Origin of the sequence: Actinosynnema sp. CA-299493 (assembly GCF_050946825.1) — a bacterium.
Taxonomy (GTDB): domain Bacteria; phylum Actinomycetota; class Actinomycetes; order Mycobacteriales; family Pseudonocardiaceae; genus Actinosynnema.
The window spans coordinates 1,377,687-1,400,681 of sequence record NZ_CP191993.1 but is presented as its reverse complement, the minus strand read 5'-3'; the positions used below and the strand labels follow the sequence as shown (position 1 = coordinate 1,400,681).

Below are 22,995 nucleotides of genomic sequence, written 5' to 3'. Positions count from 1 at the left end.
GCGGATCCGGCCCTGGCGCCGGCCCGACGACCTCCCTCCTCCACGCTCGCAACGGCGACGACTGCCCGCGCATTCTCCGCCCGGATCGGCCCGACGGAAGCCCTTGTAGCTCGTTTGGCTCAGAACGGCGCTTCGGCCACCTCCTTCGGGTGCTCCGACTCGTCCGTGAGGACCAGCGGCAACTCCTCCGGTTTGCGGGGCGCGGCGATCTCAGGCGCGGCCCGGGCCTCGACCGCGTCCGCCGCGAACCTGGTGCGCGTCGGCGCGGCCGTGCACAGGGCCAGGTTGGGCCCGATCGCGGTGGCCTCCAGCTCCACGACCGGCTGCCTCTTGCCCTCGAACTCCACCTCCCTGATCGTCAACCGGCCGGTGACCACCACCGGGTCGCCCTTGGCCAACGACGCCAGCGAGTTGTCCGCGAGCATGCGCCAGCAGGACACCGTCAGGAACAACCGCGCGCCGTCGGACCAGCTGCGGTCCTCCGGGTCCCAGACCCGCTCCGCGCTGAACAGCCGGAACTTCGCCCGGCTGAACCCGGTGCCGACCTTGGTGTGGGCGACCGGGCTGGCGACAGTGCCGCAGATCGTGATCCGGGTCTCGTTGAAGGCCATGTGCGTCTCCCCGTGGTGGATTGCCTGGGACCAGGTTGCCGGGGGTGGGGGCGGGTGACGAGGTGCGATTCGCGAACTGTGGACAACTGGCCGGGGCATGCATAACTGAAATGAGTGAGCGCTCACTCGTTGACATGAGTGAGGACTCACTCATAGCCTGGGCCCATGTCCGAGGAGACCGCCCAACGCCGTCGGCGCGCACCCGCGATGAGCCTTGAGGACCGCCGCGAGACGATCGTCGCCGCCACCGTCCCGCTGCTGTTCACGCACGGCGCCAACGTGACGACCAGCCAGATCGCCAAGGCGGCCGGCATCGCGGAGGGCACCGTCTTCCGGGCGTTCAAGGACAAGCAGGAACTCATCCGCACGTGTGTGCGGAGCGTGCTGGGAGCCGACTCCGAGCTGGGGCTGATCGAGCAGGCGAGGCAGGCGAACACCCTCCCCGAACGCCTCTCGCGGGCCATCAGCGCCGTCTCCGGCTACCTGGACCGGATGTGGAAGTTGATGAGCGTGCTCCGCGACTCGGGCTACGACCCGCACGACGAGCACGACAAGCAACGAGAGCGCAAGGGACCGCCGGTCGAGATGCAGCGCATCGTCGAGCGCGTGGCCTCGCTGTTCGGCCCGGACGACGACCTGCGCGTCGACCCGTCCCTCGCCGCACGGCTGCTGCTCGGGCTCGTGTTCACCAACCGCATGCAGGGCGAGGGCTTCGGCGACTCCACCGCCGGAGCCGACCAGCTCGTGGAGCTGTTCCTGCACGGCGTGCTGAAGCAGGACTGAGGGGGTACCGATGGCAGACCTGATGATCGAAGCGACCGACGTCGGCAAGGCGTTCGGCGCGCAGAAGGCCCTGGACGGGGTGAGCGTCGCCGTGCCCAGGGGCACCGTGCTCGGACTGCTCGGCCACAACGGCGCCGGCAAGACGACGCTGGTCAACGTGCTCACCACGATGCTCCCGCCGGACTCGGGCCACGCGACGGTGGCCGGGTTGGACGTGGTCGCGCGGGCGCACCAGGTGCGCAGCCGGATCGGGCTGACGGGCCAGTTCGCCGCCGTGGACGAGCAGCTGTCCGGCCTGGACAACCTGATCCTGATCGCCCGGCTGCTCGGCGCGACCCGGCGCGAGGCCAGGAGCAGGGGCACCGAGCTGCTGGAGCTGTTCGGGCTGGCGGACGCGGCGAAGCGGCCGTCCCGCACCTACTCCGGCGGCATGCGGCGACGCCTCGACCTGGCCGCGAGCCTCGTCGGGCACCCGGAAGTGATCTTCCTGGACGAGCCGACCACGGGCCTGGACCCGACCGGCAGGGCCGGCCTGTGGGAGATCGTGGAGGGCCTGGTCACCGATGGCACCACGGTCCTGCTCACCACCCAGTACCTGGACGAGGCCGACCGCCTGGCCGACTCGATCACGGTGCTCTCGAAGGGCAAGGTCGTCGCCGAGGGCACCAGCGCAGACCTGAAGGCCCAAGTCGGCCAGCGCACGGTCACCGTGACCCTGGAGGACGCCTCGGACGTCCCCAAGGCCATCGGAGCCCTGGAACGGGCCGGCATGCAGCCGGTGGCGGTGGAGAACACGCTGACCGCGCCCGTCACGTCGTCCCGCGAGATCGCCAAGGTGGTCCGCGCGCTGGACGAGGTCGGCCTGGAAGCCACCGAACTGGCCCTCGGCGAGCCGACCCTGGACGACGTCTACCTCACCCTCGCGCAGCACACGGCCTGAACAGGAGCCATCGGATGACCACCCTCACCGCCGCGCCGCGTTGGCGTGGCACGGGCTTCGGCACCCAGGTGCTGGTGCTGACCGAACGATCCCTGCGCGCGCTGGTCGGCGACCCGCGCATCATCGTGTTCAGCATCCTCCAACCGCTGATCATGCTCACCCTGTTCAGCCAGATCTTCGCCGGCATCGCCACCACACCGGGCTTCCCGCCGGGCGTGGCCTACATCGACTTCCTGATGCCCGCGATCCTGGTCAACACCGCCATGCAGTCCGCGTTGCAGGCGGGGGTCGGGCTGGTCACGGACATGAAGAACGGCGTGCTGGGCCGGTTCCGCTCGCTGCCCATCCGGTTGAGCTCGGTGCTCGTCGCGCGCAGCCTGTCCGACCTGGTCCGCACCGCCGCGCAACTGCTGCTGATGCTGGTGTTCGCGGTCGTGGTCTTCGGCTTCTCCCCCGCCGGCGGTGTGGCCGGCATCGCCGCGGCGCTCGCGCTGGCCCTGGCCGTCGGGTGGGGTCTGGGCTGGGTCTCCCTGGCCATCGCGGCGTGGCTGCGCAACGCCGAGCTGATGCAGACCGTCGGCTTCCTGGTGATGTTCCCGCTGATGTTCGCGTCGAGCGCGTACGTGCCGGTCAGCGGCCTGCCCGGTTGGCTCCAGGTGGTCGCGGACGTCAACCCGTTGACGTTCGCGGTGGACGCGGCGCGTTCGCTGGCGCTGGCCCAGCCCGTGACCGGGGTGGTCGGGGCGCTGGTGACGAGCGCCGTGCTGGCCGCGGCCGGGTGGGTCGTTGCGGTGAAGGGCTTCCGCCGGCCGCTCTGAGCCGGTCCGGTCCCTAGTCCTTGCCCGACATCTTGCGCAGCATCGCGTTGTACGCGGCCAGGTCCGCGTCACCGTCCGCGTCCGCCCGCCGGTCCGCCCGGCGGGCGTCACGGCTGTCCGACCTCGCCCACTGCACCAGCAACGCCACCATCACCACGATCAGCGGCAGCTCGCCCGCCGCCCACGCGATGCCCCCGCCCAGCCGCTGGTCCTCCAGCTGCGACGTCACCCACGGCAGGCCGAGCGAGCGGTAGAAGTTGTCGCCGATCACGGTCTGCGAGCTCATCAGCACGATGCCGAAGAACGCGTGGAACGGGATCGAGGCGAACAGCAGGCCGAGCCGTCCCAGCGGCGGCAACCGGTGCGGCGCCGGGTCGATGCCGATCACCGGCCAGTAGAAGACGTAGCCGACCAGGAGGAAGTGGGCGTTCATCGCCAGGTGCGCCCAGTGGTAGTCCAGCGCGGCGTCGAACAACCCGGAGAAGTACAGGCCGTAGAACGAGCCGACGAACAGCGCCAGCGCCACGAACGGGTTGGTCAGCACCTTCGCCACCGGCGAGTGCACGAACGCCAGCAGCCACTCGCGCGGCCCCGGCGGGTTGCCCTTGCCCGCCGTCGGCAGCGCCCGCATCGCCAGCGTCACCGGACCGCCGAGCACCAGCAGGATCGGCGCCAGCATGGACAGCAGCATGTGCGCTTCCATGTGGATGCTGAACATCGCGGGCGCGTACCGGCCCACGCCGGACGACGTGGCGAACACCACGGTCAGGCAGCCCGCGACCCACGCGACCGTCCGGCCGACCGGCCACGCGTCACCGCGCGCGCGCAACCGCCGCACGCCGAGCAGGTACAGCACGCCGAGGGCGATGAAGATCGTGCCGAAGACCAGGTCGAACCGCCAGTCGAACAGCAGCCGCGACCACGTCGGCGCCCCGGCCAGGTCGTAGCCGATGCGCAGCTCCACTGTGCTGGGCAGCACGCGGCCCTCCATCGGCGGAGGCGTCCGGCTCAACGCGGCTGCCAGGCCCAGCGTGAGGAACATCAGCAGCACCTCGACGCCCGCGAGCTTCACCAGCGAACGCCCGGAGCCCGTGGCCACGACCTCCTTCACGCTCCTCTCGCGCTGGAAGTACCCCACGACCCCCAGGACGACCAGCGCGAGCGTCTTGCCGAGCACCAGCAGGCCGTACTCGCTGCCGAACAGCTCGCTCACCGGCAGCCGCACCCAGGCGTTGATCACGCCGGACACCGCCATCACGAGCCAGCAGACCAGCGCCAGCCTGGAGAACCGCGTCGTGGCCAACCCGAGGTGGTCGCCGCCCCGCCGGCCGTGCGCCAGCAGCGCGATCAGGCCGCCGACCCACAACGCCGCCCCGATCAGGTGGTACAGCAGGCTGTTCGTGGCCACGTCGTGCGAGCCGCCGCCGGACGAGTGCCCCGTCACGGCCACCGGGATCAGGGCGAACACCGACAGGAAGAACAGGGGCACGGTCCAGCCCCACGACAGCACCAGCCGGCAGCCCAGCGCCAGCAGCGCCACGATCACCGCCGTGATCATCCACGCCTTCGCCTGCTCCACCAGCCCGGACACCTTGAACAGCACCCACGGCTCCAGCAGCACGGTCACCGGCTGCCCCAGCGCGTCGGCCACCGTGAACGGCACCGAGAGCACCGCGCCCAACGTCCACACCAACGCCGCCCAGCCCGCCGTGCGCACGGCCGCGTAACCGTCCGCGGCCAGCGTGCCGCTCGCCTGCGGCGGCACCAGGAACGCCGCCAGCAGCAGCGACCCGACCGTCACCACCCCGGCCGCCTCGGTCAGCACGCGCACGACGATCAGCGCGGACGCGTCGCCGCCGGTGAGGACCAACAGCCCGGCCGCCACCAGTGCGGCTATCGCCGTGCCGACGATCAGCAGGGGGATGAGACCGGTCCGCCGGGTGCGGGAAGGCGCGTCTGTGGGCACGTGACGAGCGTAGGCGGCGTGACCACACCGCCACCAACCGCCGGACGTGCGCAGATCACACCCGCTACCGTTGCCGGACGTGACCAGTTCTCGCACGGCGCTCGTGACGGCCCTCGCCTTGCTCCTGTCGGCGGGGTGCAGCTACTCCGTCAACGGCGACGCGCTGCCCCAGGCCGGCGTCACGGCCGAGACGTCGGCGGCTCCTCCGGTCGCGCCTCGGATCGCCAAGCCGCGCACGGTCGTGGGCGTCGAGCCGTGCTCCCTGCTCACCGCGGCCGACCTGAAGTCCATCGGGTCGTATAGGAAAGAGCCCGCGCGCAAGGACGACGTGATCCAGGAGTCGTGCCAGTACGTGCTGGACGACGGCTCGCAGCCCGGCCGGACCGTGGTCGTCGCGCTCTACCAGAAGTACGAGCAGGTGCAGGCGCGGCAGGCCAAGGGCCGCGAGGTGGTCGTGGAGGGGCACTCCACGTGGACGCTGTGCGAGCTGAGCGGCGGCGAGATGGCGTGCACCGCGACCATGGTGGTGAACGCCAACCGCACCGTCCTGGTGGCGATGGCGCAGGCGGGCGGCGTGCCCGAGCAGATGCTGGCCGGGATGCAGCCGCTGCTCAAGGCCGCGTTGAACCGGCTCCCGCTCGCGTGAGCTCACGGGCGCGCGACCGGCGCGCCAGCAGCACGGCGGGCACCATCAAGGCGATCACGAACGCGACGACGCCCAACGAGATCGACAGGTTCGCGGCGTGCGCGATACCGCCCACGACGGGCGGTCCGAGCAGGAAACCGGTGTAGGCGACCGTCGTGACCAGGCCGATCTCGCGCTCGCCGCCCGTGCCGTCGGCGCGCTTGCCCGCGTCACCGGCCAGGTCCATGATCACCGGGAACGCGAACGCCAGGCCGAGGCCCACCAGCGCGAACCCGACGTAGCCGACCGCGGGCGACACCACCAGCACGGCCAGCGCCAACCCCGCCGCCGCCACCACCGCGCCCGCCGCGAGCAGCCGGTACGGGCCGACCCGGCGTTGTGCGGGCTCGCCGAACAGGCGTGCGGTGGCCATCGCGATGGAGAACCCGGCGTACGCGGCAGCGGCAGCGGCCTCGTTCACACCCCGTTCGTTGACGAAGAACAGCGCCGACCAGTCCGAGGCCGCGCCCTCGGCGATCGCGGAGAACAGCGTGATCGTCGCGAGCAGCCACAGCAACGGCCGCTTGAGGACCGGGCGGTCGTTCCCGGTCGTGCCGGCTGCCTCGGCGGTGGCGCCGGTCGCTTCCGCCGTCGTGTCCGGCACGGACCTGATCACCCACGCCATCGCGACCGCCCCGAGCACCGCGACGAAGATCAGGTGACGGGTCAGGCCCCAGCCGACGCTCGCTGCGGCGGCCGCGCCCAGCGAGCCCACCAGGCCGCCGACGCTGAAGCCCGCGTGGAACTGCGGCATCAGCGGCCGGTCCAGGCTCCGGGTCACGGCCACGGCGGCGACGTTCATGCCGACGTCCAGCGACGCGCCGCACGAGCCGAGCACGAACAGGACCAAGCCCAGCTGGAAGGGCGTCTCGGCGAGCGTGAGCGAGGGCACGGCCAGGACGGTGACCGCCGCGCCCACGAGGATCAGCTTCCGCGCGCCCACCCGCGCGCAGAGCCTGGCCGCGAACGGCGCCGTGGACGCCAGGCCGACGCTCGCGCCGAACAGGGCGAGGCCGAGCGTGGCCTCGGTCGCGCCCACCTGTGCCGCCAACGCGGGCATGCGCGCGGCCCAGGACAGGAACAGCGCCCCGTTGAACAGGAACACCGCGAAGACGGCGAGGCGTGGTGCTGGCATGCGTCCGAGTGTGAACTAGAGCGCTTCAGAACGTCCAATCGATTACCTGGTTACGCTCATCACGTGGACCGCCCTCGGAAGCCCACGCTCGACACGGTGGCCGGCGTGGTCGGCGTGTCGCGCGCCACGGTGTCGAACGCCTACAACCGGCCGGACCAGCTGTCCGCCGCGTTGCGCGAGCGGATCCTGGCGACCGCGGCGTCCATCGGGTACGCCGGACCCGACCCGGTGGCGCGCAGCCTGGCGACCCGGCACAGCGCGGCCGTCGGGTTCATGCTCGGGCAAGGGCTGTCGGCGTCGTTCGCCGACGCGGCGCTGTCGATCGTGCTGGACGGGCTGGCTTCGACCGTGGACGGACACGACCACTGCCTGGTGCTGATGCCGGGGCGGGACAAGGCCGGACCGCGGCCGGAGACCGTGACGCGGGCGCAGGCGGACGTCGTGGTGGCCTATTCGCTACCGGACGACGCGCCGGCGTTGGCCGTGGTGCGGGCACGCGGGTTGCCGCTGGTGGTGATCGACCAGCCCGTGCTGCCGGACACGGCACGGGTCGAGGTCGACGACTTCGGCGGGGCGCGGCTGGCGGCGTCGTCGCTGTGGGGGTTGGGGCACCGGCGGTTCGGCGTGGTGACGTTCGCGCTGCACCCGGACGGGCAGACGGGCCTCGTGACGCCCTCGCGGCTGGCTTCGACGTCGTTCCGCGTGACGCGGGACCGGGTGCACGGCTACCTCGACGTGACCGGGACGGACACCCCGGTGTGGGAGTGCGCTCGGAGCAACCGCGAACTGGGCCGTGCGGCGGCCCGTGCCCTGCTCTCGGCGTCACCCCCGCCGACGGCGCTGTTGTGCGCTTCGGACGAGCTGGCGTTCGGCGCGCTCCAAGCGGTGCGCGACCTGGGACTGCGCGTGCCGGCCGACGTGTCGGTCGTGGGCTTCGACGACGTGCCCGCCGCCGAACACGCAGACCCACCGTTGACTACGGTGCGTCAACCCCTGGCCGAGAAGGGTAGGCACGCGGGCGAACTGGCCCTGCGACTGCTCGACGGCGGCAGACCGGGCGAGCCGACCAGACTGCCGGTCTCTCTCGTTTCGCGCGACTCGACGGCCCCACCAAAGTGATCCACATCACTTTTCGGCCATCCTGATCCCCTTCCGGCGCCCGGAAGGAAACGCGACGAGTCTTCCGGACGATGTGTCCGGTGGGGCGGCTACGCTGCTACAGCGCGTGGTCAACGGCCCCTCCAGCCTCCGTAGCTCAGTGGAGAGAGCGAGGGACTTCTAATCCCGAGGTCGCAGGTTCGAATCCTGCCGGGGGCGCGCAAGCGCTGTGGGTGGTGGTGTGGCCGGTCTTTGGTCGAGGTCGGCCCACACCGCGGTCGAGATCGTGTGTTGGGTGGCGGGTGGAGCCGCAGCCGGTGTTCGGGGCGGTGGTGAGGTCAGGTGGGGCGGGCGGAGCGGCAGCTCGGGGCTTGGCAGCCCCAGGTGGTGGTGGTTCCGACGGTCACCAGGGCGGCGTGGGCGAGGAAGCGGTCGCGTTTGGTGCGTTCGTCGAGGTTCGCGCAGTCGCACGGGTGGTCGGGGCCGGGTTGTTCGTCGTGGGCCAGGCCCATGTAGCCCGGTGGGATGCCGAGACCGTGGGCGATGTCGGTCAGGGTGTCGTAGGACTCGACCTTGTCGCCGGAGATGATCCGGTCGACGTGGTGGTCGGGTTGGCCGGTCAGGGCTCCGATCCGGGCACGTGGGACGCCGTGGTGCGTCAAGAGCCGGTAGACGGTGGTGATGTCGCGCGACGCCAACGCGGCGCGCATCTCGTGCTGCTCCCACACGTCGGGCAGTTCGGGACGTGGGTGGACGGCGGGTTGGACGGCGCGTTCCGCCACGGGCGGACCGGGCGCGGTGGCGGCGGTCCACTCGACCCACGCCCATTCCGGTTCGGCTGGTTCGGACACGGCGCGCGGGTCGGCGGTGGACAGGGCCACGCCGTGCACGGCGTTGCGGAAGCGGTACGGGGTGGCGGCCGAGGCGGGGATGCCGCACGTGGAACCGGCCAGGATCGCGGCGACCGAGTCGCTCGGCGGGCCGCCTCGCCAGTACAGCTCCAGGACGTCGCCGACGACGACGCCGTCCAGCCAGGCGGCGCCGCGCCACAGCGGTAGCCGGCGGAGGACACCGCTCATCAGGTCGGCGGGCAGGTCGAGCGTGGATTCGGACTCGGATTCGCGCGGGTCGAGGTGGTCGGTCAGGGCCAGGTCGACCGACAGGCCCGTGGCGACGGCTTGACGCCAGCGCTCCCGCGTCACGCCGAGCAGGCGCACCTGGCCGTCCGGTGAACGCAGGTCGAGGTGGTCGCGCCGCGGGTGGACGCGCAGGCCCGGCACGCCCCGGACCCGGTCGCCGGCGACGACCGGCAGCGCTTCGGTCAGGAGTTGGTCCAGCGCGGCGTCGTGGACGCGCAGGCCGAGCACCTTCGCGTCCGGCCGCACGCGGCTCACCAGGGACGTCGGCCGCAGGATGTGGCCGCGCCGGCGCATGCCCGCCATCGCGCGGTTGGCCGCCGCCAGGAGCGACGCCTCGAACCGGCGTTGGCCGGGCAGGCAGGCACTGGGCACGAGGGAATCGGGCTCGACGCCGTCGCGTTGCCTGCGCACCATGTTCGGGGTCTCGCCGGTGCACCAGTAGCGCTTGACCAGAGAGCTTGTCGACACGAGGAACCTCCGCGGACGCCACCCGGCCGACGCCACCGGGTTCGGACAACGCGCGAGCACACGGATGTGTGGGACGCGCTGATGTCGAACCCCGGGAAGAGGACACGCGGGACGCGTTCGCTCGAACGCGCTCTGGAGGCACCCACTCCATCCGGGTCAGGAGGAGCCTCGGTGGCAGCCGCACCTGCCAGGTCACAAAACTACAACAGCGGTGATGGCCGGTGGGGCTCGATCACTCGAAGGTGCGAATTCCTCGGTTTTGGGGAGAGGGGGAGGGGTGGAGTGCAGGGGAGGGGGTCAGAGTTTGCGGCCGGCGGCGGCGAGGCCGGCGAACCGCTCCGGGTGATCGTCGACGTCCTCCGGTGAGGCCGGACGCCACAGCGGCAGGTGCACGACGCCCGGCTCGACCAGCTCGTAGCCGTCGAACAGCGCCCTGACCTCGGACTTGGAGCGCATCGTCATCGGGGTGGCGGTGCGCCGTCGGTAGAGGTCGGTGTGGTCGTCGGCCTGGGCGTCCTGGCCGTCGTGGGTGGCGTGGGAGATGACCAGGTAGCTGCCCGGCGCCACGGCGTCGCGGTAGGCGGTGATGATCTTCGCCGGGTCGTCCTGGACGAAGTGCAGCACCGCGACCATCATCACCGCGATCGGTTGGTCGAAGTCGAGCATGTCGGCGACCTCCGGGACGGCCAGCACCTCGTCCGGGTGGCGCAGGTCTTCCTGGATGACGGTGGTCCGCGAGTCGTCGCCGAGGATCGTGCGGCTGTACGTCACGGCGATCGGGTCGTTGTCGACGTAGACCACGCGTGCGGCGGGGTCGGCTTCGCGGGCGACCTCGTGGACGTTGCCCACGGTCGGGATGCCGGAGCCGAGGTCGAGGAACTGGGTCACGCCCCGGCGCACGCAGAACTGGACGGCCCGGCGCAGGAACGCCCGGTTGGCCTGCATGATCAGCGGCAGTTCCGGCCACATCGACATCGCCTGCTCGGCCATCTCGCGGTCGACGGCGAAGTTGTGCGCGCCGCCGAGGTAGTAGTCGTACACCCGGGCCGCGCTCGGCCTGGTCAGGTCTATGTCCGGTCGTTCACCCACGACTGCTCCTTCCCCCGGCCGGCAGCTTAGGCCTCGGTGCGGTGTGGGTGACGGTGTGGGCGGGGTGGGGTGCGGCGGGTGGGGGTGCGGGGGTGGGGGTGTGGAGGGCGGGGTGGTTCTTCTGCCGAGACTAGGCCGATCGCGTGCTACCTGCGGATACCCCGTTCGCGGGGCCCGGATTGTCGGACCCCCTCGGTAGAATCGAACATGAGTTCGAGCGCGTGCGAGGGGAGCTTGTCGTGGAGCCGATCAGCGTCACCGCCCTGTCCTTCACCGAGTACGTCATGAGCGGTCAGCGTGGCCGGATCAGCATCGTGTCCGAGCAGCGGCGCATCTACCTGTCGTCCGAGCAGTGGGTGGCCGGGTTCTACAACCCGATGCGGGATGCCATGCGGCGGGCGGCCAACTCGCCCGACCCGGCCGCGGAGCTGGACAAGGCGGTCGAGGCGGCGCACCGGCAGCCTCGGGCCGGGCAGCCTCGGGCGTACGAAGAGCTGCGGGAGGGGTTCCTGCCGTGGTTGCGGTCGACCAGGGCGACCGGTGTGCCCACGTCGGCGGCCAAGTGGCGGACGGGCGACCTGGCCTTGCGGGTTCGGCCGCACCTGGGCTTGCGGATGCCGGACGGGTCACGGGCGGCGGTGCTCGTGTACGTCAAGGAGGCGCCGATGACGCAGGAGGCGGCCAACATCGGGTTGCGGATCTTGCAGCAGACGATTCCGGACACGTTGCCGGGTGCGACGCCGGAGGTGGTGCCGTTGGTGTTGGACGCGCGACGGGGACGGGCGTTCCGGATGTCACGGCGGACGAACCTGGCGAAGTTGGACGCGTTGATCGCGGCGGAGGCGGCGGGGTATGTGGTGCATTGGAGGATGAGCGCGTAGTAGGTGAGCTGGTTTGGTGGGTTGGTTCGGTGGGTTGGTGAGGTTCGGTCAGTGTTTGCGCGGGTTTGGCTCGATGTGACATGGGGCCCTTACGGGCACTCCAGACAGGCCAAAGCCGGCAGGCCCGGCGGGGAAGAGCGTCCCGCCAAGCCTGCCGGCTTCGACCAGCCTAAAGCACCCGAACCCATGTCAAATCGGGCCTTGGCGGGTCCGTTGGGAGTGGGGTGGGGTGGTTAGGCGGGGAAGGAGGCGGGGTTGTGGGTGAAGTGGCCGCCGATGACGGTGGCGGCGATGGGGATGTCGCCGATCTTGGAGATGTCGGTGGTGAGGGGGTTGGCTTCGAGGATGGCGAAATCGGCCAGTTTGCCCGGGGTGATGGTGCCGAGGGCGTTTTCCTGGTGGCAGGCGTAAGCGGCGTTGATGGTGTAGGCGGATAGTGCTTGGTGGACGGTGATTGATTCGTCCGGGCCGATGGGGGTTCCTTCTTTGGACCTTCGTTCGGCCATGAACTGGATGGCTCGCAGCGGTTTGCCGTCGGCCACCGGGCGGTCCGAGCTGCCGGCCAGGACGATTCCCCGGTCGAGGAAGGACTTGCCCCGGTACATCCAGGGTGAGCGTTCCGGGCCCATGATCCTGGCGTAGTCGTCGCCGTAGGCCCACAGGAAGGTCGGTTGGATCACCGGGATGACGTTCAGCTCGGCGATGCGGTCGAGTTGTTCCGGGCGGACGAGGCCGCAGTGCTCGATGCGGTGCCTGGCGTTCGGGCGGGGTTGTGCTTTTTGGGCCTCGGAGAGGGCGTCCAGGGCGAAGTCGACGGCGCGATCACCGATGGCGTGGACGGCGAGTTGCCAGCCCGCCAGGTGGCCGTCGATGATCGCGGCGCGCATGAGGTCCGGGTCGTCCTGAAGTTGGCCGGCGGTGTCCATGCCCTCGTAAGGCCAGCTCAACGCGGCGGTGCGGGCCATCATGCCGCCGTCGGTCCACAGCTTGAGGGGGCCGATGGAGAGGCGGTCGTCGCCCAGGCCCGTTCGCAGGCCAAGGGGCACCGCGCGGCGGATGCCGTCGGCGGCGTGGGCGGTCACCGGTTCCAGGCGGTCGGCGGAGATCATCAGCTGGACGCGGATGGGGAGGGTGGCGCGTTGGTAGGCCTCGACTTCCAGCGGGCTGCTGCCGATCAGGCCGCCGCCGACGCCGGCTTCCGCGGCCAGGACCACGCCTTCCCGGAGGCACTGGCGCGCGCCGGACTCGACGTCGGCGGCGATGTCGTCCAAGGAGTACGGGAGTCGCAGGGCGCGGACCGCGGTTTGCGCCGATTCGGCGAGGAAGCCCGTCGGGGCGCCGGTCGCGTCGCGCTGGGCGTCACGCAGGGCGGAGGCGGGTAGGGCGGTGAGCACGTCGCCGCTGACGACGCACGCGTGGCCGGAGAGGTCCTGCACGTAGATCCGCGGCCCGATCAGGTCCAGGTCGCGCGAGGTCAGGGGGCGGTCCAGGGCGCGGTGGTCGTAGCCGGACGCTTCGACCCAGCCGGAGGCGCGCGGGGCGTCGCGGAGGACGTCCAAGACCTGTGCGACGGTCTCGCAGGAGGAGACGTCCGGGGTCCTCGCCGCACGTCCGGCCCACGCGAGGTGGTTGTGGGCGTCCACGAAACCGGGCAGCACGACCGCGCCGTCGAGGTCGACCACGCGGCGGGCGGGCAGGTCGGCGACGTCGTCGTCCAAGCCGACGATCCTCCCGGCCCAGACACCGATCACGGACGCCACCGGCCGGGTCGGGTCCATGGTCACGACCCGCCCGCCAACCACCTTGAGGTCAAGGATCACCCGCAAAGGCTAGCCCACGGGCACTTAGGTTAGGGTTGGATAACTTAGGCCAGGCTATCCAAGGAGGAGCTCCATGCGGGTCGTCATGTTCGGCTACCAGACCTGGGGTCATCGCACGCTCCAGGCGCTGCTGGACTCCGAGCACGAGGTGGCTCTGGTCGTCACGCACCCCAAGAGCGAGCACGCCTACGAGCGCATCTGGAGCGACTCGGTCGCGGACCTGGCCGCCGAGCACGGCGTCGAGACGATCATCCGCAACCGGCCGGACGACGACGAGCTGTTCCAGCGCCTCAAGGAGGTCGAGCCGGACGTCATCGTCGCCACGAACTGGCGCACGTGGATCCCGCCGCACATCTTCACCCTCCCCGAGCACGGCACGCTGAACGTGCACGACTCGCTGCTCCCCGCCTACGCGGGCTTCTCGCCGTTGATCTGGGCCCTGATCAACGACGAGAAGGAGGTCGGCGTCACCGCGCACATGATGGACGACACGCTGGACGCCGGCGACATCGTGCTCCAGCGCGCCGTCCCGGTCGGCCCGCGTGACACGACGGCGGACCTGTTCCACAAGACGCTGGAGCTGTTCGGGCCGATCACGGTGGACGGCCTGGCCGAGATCGCCAAGGGCCGCACGGACTTCACCAAGCAGGACCGGTCGAAGGCCAGCTTCTTCCACAAGCGGGCGGAGGAGGACCTGCGCATCGACTGGACGTGGGGTGCGGAGGAGTTGGACCGGCTGGTGCGCGCCCAGTGCGCGCCGTACCCGAGCGCGTTCGCGTTCCACAAGGGCAAGCGGCTGGAGATCGTGGAGGCCGAGGTGTCCCAGGAGCGGTACGGCGGCACGCCCGGTCGGATCTTCTACCGCGAGGGCGACGGCGTCGCGATCGTCGCGGGCGCGGAGGCGCGGCGTGGCCGCAACCACGCCCTGCTGGTCAAGCGGGTGCGGACGGAGGACGGCGTCGAGCTGGGCGCGACGGAGTACTTCACGCACATGGGCGGGTACCTCACGAGCCGCCCCTGAACGAGGTCTGGCGCACGACGAACAGGAAAGCCCAGGTGAGGACGATCAGGACGGCGTGGGGACGTCGGTCGAACACGTCGTCCGCCGCCGCGGCCTGCACCACGATCACCGAGACGCCGTGCGCGATGACGTCGTGCAGTTCGCGGGCGATGCGGGCCTGCTCCTCGCCGACCGCGCGGCGCGCCGCCTGCGCCACCGCGACCCGCCGGTTGCGGACCGCTTCGCCCAGCGCCGCGACCACCACGGCGACGGCCATCACGAACTGGGTGTCCTCGGGGGTCGTGGTGCGGAAGTTCAGCGAGATCAGGCCGAGCAACAAGGCCAAGGCGGGCAGGGAGAGCTTCGGTGGGCGCGCGGCGGGGAGCGAGCCGATGGCGACGAGCGCGGCGAGCGGGAACACCGTCATCGGCGCGACGAGCTGCACCACCAGGCCACCGACCAGCGCGATGCCCATGACCGGCACGGGATGGCGGTGTCGCCACCACAACGCGGCGCCGGAGGCCGACGCCGTCAGCGCGGCGGTCACCGTGATCGCGGTGGCGGAGGTGGACGTCCCGACGACCGTGAACGCGATGAGCACCGCGACCGAGGCCGGCACGAGCACGTCGAACGACTGTCGGAGGCGGCGCGCGGTTCATGATTATTCCGGACGATTTCGGCCCCGGTGTTCCGATCGGCGCGAACATCGCTGATCATTGGGTGCATGAGCGGCAAGCGGACGACAGCGGTCATCAGCGGTGCCCTGGCGCTCCTCCTGGTCGTCGCCGGGTGCGGCGCCGACATCCTCGCGCCGAACACCCCGACCACCGCCCCGGTGCCGACCGGTCCGGCCGCGCCCGGTGATGACCCGGCGGCGCAGTTGGCGGCGTTGACCGTGGCGCCCGAGGGGAAGATGACGGGCTACAGCCGTGACCGGTTCCCGCACTGGAGCGGCCAGGGCGACGGGTGCGACACGCGTGACGTGGTGTTGCAGCGGCAGGGCGCGGACGTGCGGACCGGTGACGGCTGCAAGATCACGGCCGGGACGTGGACCAGCGTCTACGACGGCAAGGTCGTGACCGACGCGGGCGACCTCGACATCGACCACACGGTGGCGTTGGCCGAGGCGTGGCGCTCGGGCGCGGACAAGTGGACCGACGAGCAGCGGGAGAAGTTCGCCAACGACATGGGCGGGTTGCAGCTGATCGCGGTGACGGCGGGCAGCAACCGGTCCAAGGGCGACCAGGACGCGGCCAAGTGGAAGCCGCCGGTGCAGGCGTACTGGTGCACGTACGCGCGGGCAGTCGTGTCGGTGAAGACGCTGTACGCGCTGACCGTGGACGAGGCGGAGCGCGACGCGCTGGGCGCGATGCTCAAGACCTGCTGACCCGTGACATTCCGACCGGTGACGTGCCGACCGGACGAGCCGACCGGACGGGCCGACCGGGACGTGCTGACCGCGCGGTGACGCTTCGCGGCGGCGATGGTGACGCTTCGCAGGGGTCCCCGTCCGGGGGATCCCCGGTTTTGATCCTGCCACGAGGGACCGACAAGACGGTGGTGGAGAGGGCCGGCTGTGGACAACTCGCCAGGGGGTCAGGGGCGCAGGGATTCGAGCTGGTCGACGATGTCGGTGTGCGCTTCGGCCCGGCGGACCCAGGCGGCGAAGCCGGAGGCGGCGGAGGGGATCTCGCCCAGCGGTGAGATCGGGTCCGCCACGCCGTACTCGAGGCGGTAGGCGATCAGGGCCACGGCGGCCTCGACCCAGCGGGACGGGTCCGGGGTGGTGATCTCGCCGAGGCCGACGCGGAACCACAGCGGCAGGCGCGTGTCGGCGGCCAGGGCGCGGTTCAGGCGGCGGCGGGCGATGTCCAGGATCTCCTGGCGCGCCTTGTCCCCCGCCACGACGGCTTCCGCGCGCCACGGCTCCTCGGCGGCCTGCTGGTCGGCGACCAGCCGGTGGGAGGCGGCCCGCGCGCCCGCCTCCTGCGCGTTGACCCGCCACTCCAGGTTCTGCACCTCGTGCTGCAACGCGTCGCGCTCGAAGCGCGGCATCCGGCCGGTCGAGAGCTTGGCCAGCCCGGCGTCCCGCTGCTGGGCCAGCGACTCGTACTCGGCGACCTCGGCGTTCAGGTCGGCGCGGACGGAGTCGGCCAGCAGCTCCTGCTCGGCGTCCCACGCGGCGCGCAGCGCGGTGACCGTGTCGGTGATGCCCTCGGTCGAGTCGAGGTCCTCGTCCGGGCCCGAACCGGCGCCGGACAGCCTGCGTTCCAGCACGTGCAGGCGGTCGCTCACCCGACCGAGCTCGGCCGTCAGCGCCTGGGTGGTGGCGACAAGGTCAGCGACGGTCGGCTCGACCTCGTCGAGCCGTTCCTTCTCAGTGGGCACGCGAACCAGCCAACCGCACCGGAACGCGGTGTCCAGGGACGAAACCGGAAAACCACGCGTACGGGCCGACACAAACCCCCAGCCTGGTTAACGGTCGATCACGCACCGTGAGCAGCTTGAACCCGGACGAAACGGTGTATGCCTGAGGCATGTCGACGTCGGTGCACGAAACGGAACGCAAGTACGAGGCTCCCGGTGGCGCCGCGCTGCCCGACCTGGCCGACCTGCCCGGCGTGGCGGCCGTGGCCGGACCGGAGGAGCAGCGCCTGGAGGCGGTCTACTACGACACCTCCGACCTGCGGCTCGCCCGGGCCGGGCTGACGTTGCGCCGCCGCACGGGCGGTGACGACGCGGGCTGGCACCTGAAGCTGCCGGCGGGCGTGGACACGCGCGAAGAGGTGCGGTTGCCGCCCGGTCGCGCGGCCAAGCACCCGCCCAAGCAGCTCGGCTCGCTGGTCCGGGTGCACACGCGCGGCCGGGAGCTGGCGCCGGTGGCGCGCATCCAGACCACGCGGCAGCGCTGGCAGCTCGTGGACGACAAGGGCCGCCTGCTCACCGAGGTGGTCGAGGACCTGGTCTCCGGGCAGGCCCTGGCGGACGACTCGCCGGTCGACTCGTGGCGCGAGGTCGAGGTGGAGCTGGGCGAACGCGGTGACGTCGCGCTGCTGGACCGGGTCGAGGCACGGCTGGCGGACGCGGGCATCACCCGGTCCTCGTCGTCGGCGAAGCTGGGCCGCCTGCTGGCCGACCGGATCGCCGCCACCACGCCGCCGCCGACCACCGCCGGCGACTCCGCCGGTGACGTGGTGCTGGCGTACCTGCGCGAGCAGGCCGACGCGCTGAAGCACCAGGACCCTCGGGTGCGCCGGGGCGAGGACGACGCCGTGCACCAGATGCGGGTGGCGACGCGTCGGATGCGCAGCGCGCTCCAGGCGTTCGGCACGATCGTGGAACGCGACGACACGCGTGAGCTGACCGAGGAGCTGAAGTGGCTCGCGGGCGTGCTCGGCGAGGCCCGTGACCTGGAGGTGCTGCGGACCCGGTTCTCCGACCACGTCGCCGCGCTCGACGAGGACCTGGTGCTCGGCCCGGTGCACGCCCAGCTCACCCGGCACTTCGCGCCGCTGGAGGCCGCCGCGCACGAGGCGGCCGTGGCGGCGTTGGACAGCGGGCGGTACTTCGCCCTGCTGGACGCGGTCGACGCGCTGGTCGCCGAACCGCCGTTCACGCCGACGGCGCGCGCCAAGGCCACGAAGGTGCTGCCGGACCTGGTCGACAAGACCTACCGCAGGCTGGCGAAACGGGCAGGCAACGCGCGCGACGACGTTCAGCTGCACGAGGCGCGCAAGGCGGCCAAGCGGCTGCGGTACGCGGTGGAGGTGTCCGAGTCGCGGTTCGGCAAGCGGGCCGCGAAGTACCGCAAGGAGGTCAAGGCGGTGCAGGAGCTGCTCGGGGAGCACCAGGACGGCGTGGTGGCGCGCCCGGTGCTGCGCGAGCTCGGCGCGAAGGCCCGGCTCGACGGGGAGAACGGCTTCACGTTCGGCCTGCTGCACGGTCTGGAGACGGCGGCGGCGCGCCAGGTGGAGGACCGTTTCCCCGCCGTGTGGCGTGGTCTGGGCAAGCCGAAGCTGCGGTAATTGGTCTGGACCTTGACACCTCCTGGTGCGGCTGAAACGGTGGCGTGAGCCGCCGCTCGGTGATCCACGCTGACCAGGAGGACGTCAGTGCTTCCCACAGAAGGCGCCGGACGGCGCGGGTTCGGTCGAGTGCTCGTCGCGCTGCTGTTCATCGGCGCGGTCGGCGCGGCGGTTCCCGCCCACGCAGCTCCGGAGACGCCGTTGCAGCACATCGTGCCCGCTCCCGTCACTGTCACCCCGCGACCGGGCGTGACGTTCACGCTCAGCCCGGACACCAGGATCTACACCCACCCCGGCTCGGACGCCGCGAAGCAGGTCGGCGAGTTCCTCGCGGGCGTGCTGCGCCCGTCGACGGGCTACCGCCTGCCCGTGGCGCCCGGCGCGTCCGGCCGGCACATCTCGCTGCTGCTCGTCGGCGCGGACGCCGTCGTCGGCGACGAGGGCTACCAGCTCGACGTGACCGGGCGGGGCGTGCTGATCCGGGCGCGCACGGCGGCGGGGCTGTTCGCGGGCGTGCAGACGTTCCGGCAGGTCCTGCCCGCGAAGGTGGAGGCCAGGACCAGGCAGCGCGGGCCGTGGACCGCGCCCGGCGGCCGGGTGCTGGACTACCCGCGCTACGCCCACCGGGGCGCGATGCTCGACGTGGCCCGGCACTTCTTCTCCGTGGACGAGGTCAAGCGGTACGTCGACCAGATCGCGCTCTACAAGGTCAACCGGCTGCACCTGCACCTGACCGACGACCAGGGCTGGCGGCTGGAGATCAAGAGCTGGCCCAACCTCACCGCGCACGGCGGCAGCACGGAGGTCGGCGGCGGTCCCGGCGGCTTCTACACCCAGGAGCAGTACCGGGACCTCGTGGCCTACGCCGCCGCACGGCACATCACGGTGATCCCGGAGATCGACCTGCCGGGGCACACCAACGCCGCGCTGTCGTCGTACCCGGAGCTGAACTGCGACGGCGTCGCGCCGCCGCTCTACACCGGCATCGAGGTCGGCTTCAGCTCCCTGTGCATCGGCAAGGACATCACCTACCGGTTCGTGGACGACGTGCTGCGCGAGGTGGCCGCGTTGACGCCGGGCGAGTACCTCCACATCGGCGGCGACGAGGCGCACGCCACCACCGACCCGGACTTCGACCTGTTCATGGACAAGGTGCTGCCGCTGGTGGCCAAGCACGGCAAGACCGCGTCCGGGTGGCACGAGTTCGTGAAGGCCGGTCCGCCCGCGTCGGCGGTGCCGCAGTTCTGGGGCACGAAGACGGTCGCGCCGGACGTGGTCGAGGCCGCCGCGCGTGGCAACGAGATCGTGCTGTCGCCCGCGACCAAGGCGTACCTGGACATGAAGTACGACGCGAACACCAAGCTGGGGTTGAGCTGGGCCGGGTACACCGACGTGCAGGACGCGTACGACTGGAACCCCGGCGCGTACGTCGAGGGGCTCCCGGCCGACGCGGTGCGCGGCGTCGAGGCGCCGTTGTGGAGCGAGACCATCACGAACACCGCCGACCTGGAGCACCTGGCGTTCCCGCGCCTGCCCGCGATCGCGGAGCTGGGCTGGTCGCCGTGGTCGACGCACGACTGGGACCGGTTCAAGGTCCGGCTGGCGGCGCAGGCCGACCGGTGGGACGTGATGGGCGTGAACTACTACCCGTCGCCGCAGGTGCCCTGGTAACCGCGGTCAGCAGGCCTGCTCGACCAGGACCGTCTTCGTCCGTTGGCACTGGTCGAGCAGGGCGCGGCGGTCCTCGTGCCCCGGGCCGGACCGGAAGGTGTTCACCCGCACCCGGCGCGCGGGCACCCGCCGGCCGGCCCGGAAGCCGACGCCCGCCTCCCGGGACCACAGGCCCACCCCGGCGGCGGTGTCGGCGAGCTCCTTCACCGCGTCGTCGAAGTGGTCGAACGCGGTGACCCGCACGACGGGGCCGACGAGGTCGGAGCGGGACACCCGCGACTCGCCCGCGATGACCGTCGGCTTCAGGTAGCACCCGCCGGACAGCTCGCCGCCGAGGTCCGCCGGTTCGCCGCCGCAGAGGACCCGGGCGCCGTCCCGCTCGGCGACCTCGATCAGCGACAGGGTGCGGTCGAGCAGGTCGCGGCCGGGCAGGGCGCCGACCTCGGTTCCGGTGTCCAGCGGGTGGCCCTGCCGGGCCGAGCGGGCGCGCTCGGTGGCGTCGGACAGGAACCGGTCGTGGATCGGGCCCTGCACGAGCGCCCGGTCCAGGGCGAACGCGGTGAAGCCCGCCAACGCCCGGTCGTAGAGCGCGTCACGGCTCGCGGCCACGTCGGCGAGGAAGACGTCCGTGCCCCGGCCGACCGGCGACTCGTCCCCGCCGACGCCGTTGACCACGTTCACCACGCCCGGCGGCACCAGGTCGGCGATCAGGCCCACCAGCACGTGGACCACCGCGGGCGCCCGCTCCGCCGGTCTGAGCACCGCGGTGTTCCCCGCCGCCAACGCGGGTGCGAGGTGCACGGCGGCCGTCAGCAGCGGTGAGCGCCAGGGGACGAGCCGGTCGACCACGCCGAGCGGTTCCCGGAAGTGGTGGGCCACCAGGCCGTCGACCGGCGCCGACACGCTGCCCTCCTGCGCCCGGACCAGCGCGGCGAAGTCGCGGAAGCAGTCGGCCACCTGCGGCAGGTCGGCCAGCGCCTCCCGGACCGGTGCGCCGTTGTCCCAGGTCTCGGCCACGGCGAGGGCCTCGACGTGGTCCTCGATCCGGTCGGCGATCTCGTTGAGCACGGTCGCGCGTTCGGCGGGTGACGTGCGGCCCCACCGGCGGGACGCGCCGTGCGCGGCGTCCAGCGCCCGGTCCACGTCCTCCGCGGAGCCCCGGGCGACCTCGGTGAACACCTCGCCGGTGACGGGGGTGCGGTCGGCGGAGTAGCCGCCCCGGGCCGGCGGCACGTGCTCGCCGCCGATGAAGTGGTCGTACCGGTCCCGGTACGAGACCACGCTGCCCTGTGCGCCCGGCGCCGCGTACCTCGCCATGTCCGGCCTCCTCGTGTCGGTCGTGCGGCGGCAGCGTCGGACGCGGGACGTTGCAGTCGCGTTGCACCCGAACGGACCAGCGATCGGCTTGCCGCGATCGGCGCGGGCGGGTCATCCTGGTCGGGGAGGCGCCCATGCAACCGGACCCGCGTCGGCTCGCGCACGCGCGCGAGGCGGTGTTGAGCGGGGACCGGGTTCGCGGCGCCCGCGAGCTGATCGTGGAGTCGTGGCGGCGGTCGCTGGCCGCGCGGGTCGACCCGGACCGGCACGAGCCGCCCGTGGTGCTCGACCCGGCCGAGGTGGTCGACCGGCGCGGCGCGCACCCGATCGCGGCGGCGCTGCCGGTGCTGCGGGAGACGCTGCTGGGCATCGCCGACGAGGTGCGGCACGTCATGATCATCACCGACGCGGACGGCAACATCCTGTGGTGCGAGGGCGCGAGGTCCGTGCGCGGCCTGGCCGAACGGGTGCGGCTGAGCGAGGGCGCGTGCTGGGCCGAGGACGCGATCGGCACGAACGCGATGGGCACGGCGCTGGCCGTGGGCGGGCCGGTGACCGTGCACTCCGCCGAGCACCTGGTGCGGACCTACCACGGGTGGACGTGCGCGGCGAGCCCGGTGCGCGACCCGGACACCGGCCGCACGATCGGCGTGGTGGACGTGAGCGGGCCGTTGAGCAGCACGCACCCGGCGCTGGTCGCGCTCGTGTCCGCCGCCGCGAGGTTGGCGGAGGGCCAGTTGCGGGTGCGGCTGGCGACCCGGGACGAGCGGCTGCGGTCGGTGAACCTGCGGCACCTGATCGGCCTGCGCGGCGAGCCCGGCGCCTTGCTGAGCCCGAGCGGCCGGGTGCTGGCCGCCGAACCGCACGGCCTGCTGACGGCGCGGGTGGACGTGACCGGCGAGACCGTGCGGCTGGCCGATGGGCGGGAAGCGCGCCTGGAGCCGTTGGACGAGGGGTACCTGCTCCGGGCGCCACGACCGGGCACGCGAAGACCCGTGCTGTCGCTGCGGTTCCTGGGCGACCCGAAGGGGTCGCTGGACGGTCGGGCGCTGCCGCTGTCGTTGCGGCACGCGGAGTTGTTGACGGCGCTCGCGCTGCACCCGCGCGGGCTGACGGCCGAGCGGCTGGCGCTGCACCTGTACGGCGAGCGCGGCAACCCGACGACCGTGCGGGCCGAGCTGCACCGGCTGCGCGCCCAGCTGGGCGGAGTGCTGCTGACCAGGCCGTACCGGCTGTCGGCGGACGTGCGCGGTGACTTCCTGGCGGTGCGCGACGCGCTGCGCGCCGGTGATGTCGGGACGGCCGCGGCGGCGTACCGGGGTGAGCTGCTCCCCCGGTCCGAGGCGCCGGTGGTGCGCGAGGAGCGGGAGGACCTGGCGGTGGCGTTGCGCCGGGGCGTGCTGGCACGGGGCGACGTCGAGGCGTTGTGGGCGTTCGGCCTGGTGGCCGAGGACGCGGCCGTGCTGGACCGCCTGGCCCGCCTGCTCCCGCGCGCCGACCCGCGCCGCGAGGTGGCGGCGACCAGGCTGAGGCGGGCACTAGCCTGATC

Annotated in this window: 19 protein-coding genes, 1 tRNA gene and 1 pseudogene; 12 read left to right on the top strand and 9 right to left on the bottom strand. The window is 72.1% G+C overall.

Features of this window, described 5'->3' with window-relative positions; all coding sequences use genetic code 11:
- Positions 1 to 119: 119 nt before the first annotated feature.
- Positions 120 to 611: a single-stranded DNA-binding protein gene (locus tag ACQPYE_RS06710; protein WP_498719997.1), complete on the bottom strand. Its 492-nt coding sequence runs from the start codon at positions 609 to 611 to the stop codon at positions 120 to 122.
- Between the two features lie 165 nt (positions 612 to 776).
- On the opposite strand from ACQPYE_RS06710, the gene ACQPYE_RS06705 reads away from it, so the two are divergent.
- Genes ACQPYE_RS06705 through ACQPYE_RS06695 form a run of 3 tightly spaced genes read left to right on the top strand, consistent with a single transcriptional unit; the run spans position 777 to position 3,152 of the window.
- Entirely contained in the window at positions 777 to 1,394 is a 618-nt protein-coding gene (locus ACQPYE_RS06705; protein ID WP_498719996.1) for a TetR/AcrR family transcriptional regulator, read from the top strand.
- Between the two features lie 10 nt (positions 1,395 to 1,404).
- On the top strand, positions 1,405 to 2,334 hold the full coding sequence (locus tag ACQPYE_RS06700; protein WP_498719995.1) for an ATP-binding cassette domain-containing protein: 930 nt from the start codon (positions 1,405 to 1,407) through the stop codon (positions 2,332 to 2,334).
- A 14-nt stretch (positions 2,335 to 2,348) separates the two neighbouring features.
- Positions 2,349 to 3,152 (top strand): ABC transporter permease, encoded by an 804-nt coding sequence (locus ACQPYE_RS06695; RefSeq protein ID WP_498719994.1) that lies wholly within the window; start codon positions 2,349 to 2,351, stop codon positions 3,150 to 3,152.
- A 13-nt stretch (positions 3,153 to 3,165) separates the two neighbouring features.
- Here ACQPYE_RS06695 and ACQPYE_RS06690 read toward each other — a convergent pair whose 3' ends face one another.
- A complete protein-coding gene (locus tag ACQPYE_RS06690) occupies positions 3,166 to 5,118 on the bottom strand; it encodes a bifunctional copper resistance protein CopD/cytochrome c oxidase assembly protein (RefSeq protein WP_498719992.1) in 1,953 nt (650 codons plus the stop codon).
- A 79-nt stretch (positions 5,119 to 5,197) separates the two neighbouring features.
- Here ACQPYE_RS06690 and ACQPYE_RS06685 point away from each other — a divergent pair, with 79 nt between their 5' ends.
- A complete protein-coding gene (locus ACQPYE_RS06685) occupies positions 5,198 to 5,764 on the top strand; it encodes a DUF3558 family protein (protein WP_498719991.1) in 567 nt (188 codons plus the stop codon).
- A 253-nt stretch (positions 5,765 to 6,017) separates the two neighbouring features.
- Here ACQPYE_RS06685 and ACQPYE_RS06680 read toward each other — a convergent pair.
- Positions 6,018 to 6,863, bottom strand: a pseudogene (locus ACQPYE_RS06680) (MFS transporter); the annotation flags it as partial.
- A gap of 138 nt (positions 6,864 to 7,001) precedes the next feature.
- On the opposite strand from ACQPYE_RS06680, the gene ACQPYE_RS06675 reads away from it, so the two are divergent.
- A complete protein-coding gene (locus ACQPYE_RS06675; protein WP_498719989.1) occupies positions 7,002 to 8,057 on the top strand; it encodes a LacI family DNA-binding transcriptional regulator in 1,056 nt (351 codons plus the stop codon).
- 125 nt (positions 8,058 to 8,182) lie between these two features.
- Positions 8,183 to 8,255 (top strand) — tRNA-Arg (locus ACQPYE_RS06670).
- Positions 8,256 to 8,374: 119 nt separating this feature from the next.
- Here ACQPYE_RS06670 and ACQPYE_RS06665 read toward each other — a convergent pair.
- The gene (locus ACQPYE_RS06665; protein ID WP_498719988.1) at positions 8,375 to 9,643 is read right to left on the bottom strand and encodes a hypothetical protein; all 1,269 of its coding nucleotides are present in this window, start codon (positions 9,641 to 9,643) and stop codon (positions 8,375 to 8,377) included.
- Positions 9,644 to 9,940: 297 nt separating this feature from the next.
- On the bottom strand, positions 9,941 to 10,732 hold the full coding sequence (locus ACQPYE_RS06660; RefSeq protein ID WP_498719987.1) for an SAM-dependent methyltransferase: 792 nt from the start codon (positions 10,730 to 10,732) through the stop codon (positions 9,941 to 9,943).
- A gap of 239 nt (positions 10,733 to 10,971) precedes the next feature.
- Here ACQPYE_RS06660 and ACQPYE_RS06655 point away from each other — a divergent pair, with 239 nt between their 5' ends.
- Positions 10,972 to 11,613 (top strand): hypothetical protein, encoded by a 642-nt coding sequence (locus tag ACQPYE_RS06655; RefSeq protein ID WP_498719986.1) that lies wholly within the window; start codon positions 10,972 to 10,974, stop codon positions 11,611 to 11,613.
- Positions 11,614 to 11,846: 233 nt separating this feature from the next.
- On the opposite strand, the gene ACQPYE_RS06650 is transcribed toward ACQPYE_RS06655, so the two are convergent.
- The gene (locus tag ACQPYE_RS06650; protein ID WP_498719985.1) at positions 11,847 to 13,433 is read right to left on the bottom strand and encodes an amidohydrolase; all 1,587 of its coding nucleotides are present in this window, start codon (positions 13,431 to 13,433) and stop codon (positions 11,847 to 11,849) included.
- Positions 13,434 to 13,506: 73 nt separating this feature from the next.
- Between ACQPYE_RS06650 and ACQPYE_RS06645 the strand changes: the two genes are divergently transcribed.
- Entirely contained in the window at positions 13,507 to 14,454 is a 948-nt protein-coding gene (locus ACQPYE_RS06645; RefSeq protein ID WP_498719984.1) for a methionyl-tRNA formyltransferase, read from the top strand.
- On the opposite strand, the gene ACQPYE_RS06640 is transcribed toward ACQPYE_RS06645, so the two are convergent.
- The gene (locus tag ACQPYE_RS06640; protein ID WP_498719983.1) at positions 14,438 to 15,058 is read right to left on the bottom strand and encodes a histidine kinase dimerization/phosphoacceptor domain-containing protein; all 621 of its coding nucleotides are present in this window, start codon (positions 15,056 to 15,058) and stop codon (positions 14,438 to 14,440) included. The two genes, ACQPYE_RS06645 and ACQPYE_RS06640, sit on opposite strands and share 17 nt — an antisense overlap.
- A 99-nt stretch (positions 15,059 to 15,157) precedes the next feature.
- On the opposite strand from ACQPYE_RS06640, the gene ACQPYE_RS06635 reads away from it, so the two are divergent.
- Positions 15,158 to 15,820, top strand: a complete 663-nt coding sequence (locus ACQPYE_RS06635) for an HNH endonuclease family protein (RefSeq protein WP_498719981.1) — start codon at positions 15,158 to 15,160, stop codon at positions 15,818 to 15,820.
- A gap of 209 nt (positions 15,821 to 16,029) precedes the next feature.
- Here ACQPYE_RS06635 and ACQPYE_RS06630 read toward each other — a convergent pair whose 3' ends face one another.
- Entirely contained in the window at positions 16,030 to 16,821 is a 792-nt protein-coding gene (locus ACQPYE_RS06630; RefSeq protein ID WP_498719980.1) for a hypothetical protein, read from the bottom strand.
- 149 nt (positions 16,822 to 16,970) lie between these two features.
- Here ACQPYE_RS06630 and ACQPYE_RS06625 point away from each other — a divergent pair, with 149 nt between their 5' ends.
- Together ACQPYE_RS06625 and ACQPYE_RS06620 are read left to right on the top strand one after the other, a co-directional pair.
- Positions 16,971 to 18,458, top strand: a complete 1,488-nt coding sequence (locus ACQPYE_RS06625) for a CYTH and CHAD domain-containing protein (protein ID WP_498719979.1) — start codon at positions 16,971 to 16,973, stop codon at positions 18,456 to 18,458.
- A gap of 87 nt (positions 18,459 to 18,545) precedes the next feature.
- Positions 18,546 to 20,129, top strand: a complete 1,584-nt coding sequence (locus ACQPYE_RS06620; protein ID WP_498719977.1) for a beta-N-acetylhexosaminidase — start codon at positions 18,546 to 18,548, stop codon at positions 20,127 to 20,129.
- A 6-nt stretch (positions 20,130 to 20,135) separates the two neighbouring features.
- On the opposite strand, the gene ACQPYE_RS06615 is transcribed toward ACQPYE_RS06620, so the two are convergent.
- Entirely contained in the window at positions 20,136 to 21,446 is a 1,311-nt protein-coding gene (locus ACQPYE_RS06615) for an aldehyde dehydrogenase family protein (RefSeq protein ID WP_498719975.1), read from the bottom strand.
- 134 nt (positions 21,447 to 21,580) lie between these two features.
- Here ACQPYE_RS06615 and ACQPYE_RS06610 point away from each other — a divergent pair, with 134 nt between their 5' ends.
- Positions 21,581 to 22,993 (top strand): GAF domain-containing protein, encoded by a 1,413-nt coding sequence (locus tag ACQPYE_RS06610; RefSeq protein ID WP_498719974.1) that lies wholly within the window; start codon positions 21,581 to 21,583, stop codon positions 22,991 to 22,993.
- Positions 22,994 to 22,995: the final 2 nt, after the last annotated feature.

What these genes read in the sequence shown, in the direction of transcription:
- ACQPYE_RS06710 (WP_498719997.1), bottom strand. Translation starts at nt 611, where the DNA reads ATGGCCTTCAACGAGACCCGGATCACGATCTGCGGCACTGTCGCCAGC.
- ACQPYE_RS06705 (WP_498719996.1), top strand. Translation starts at nt 777, where the DNA reads ATGTCCGAGGAGACCGCCCAACGCCGTCGGCGCGCACCCGCGATGAGC.
- ACQPYE_RS06700 (WP_498719995.1), top strand. Translation starts at nt 1,405, where the DNA reads ATGGCAGACCTGATGATCGAAGCGACCGACGTCGGCAAGGCGTTCGGC.
- ACQPYE_RS06695 (WP_498719994.1), top strand. Translation starts at nt 2,349, where the DNA reads ATGACCACCCTCACCGCCGCGCCGCGTTGGCGTGGCACGGGCTTCGGC.
- ACQPYE_RS06645 (WP_498719984.1), top strand. Translation starts at nt 13,507, where the DNA reads ATGCGGGTCGTCATGTTCGGCTACCAGACCTGGGGTCATCGCACGCTC.
- ACQPYE_RS06635 (WP_498719981.1), top strand. Translation starts at nt 15,158, where the DNA reads ATGAGCGGCAAGCGGACGACAGCGGTCATCAGCGGTGCCCTGGCGCTC.
- ACQPYE_RS06625 (WP_498719979.1), top strand. Translation starts at nt 16,971, where the DNA reads ATGTCGACGTCGGTGCACGAAACGGAACGCAAGTACGAGGCTCCCGGT.
- ACQPYE_RS06615 (WP_498719975.1), bottom strand. Translation starts at nt 21,446, where the DNA reads ATGGCGAGGTACGCGGCGCCGGGCGCACAGGGCAGCGTGGTCTCGTAC.
- ACQPYE_RS06610 (WP_498719974.1), top strand. Translation starts at nt 21,581, where the DNA reads ATGCAACCGGACCCGCGTCGGCTCGCGCACGCGCGCGAGGCGGTGTTG.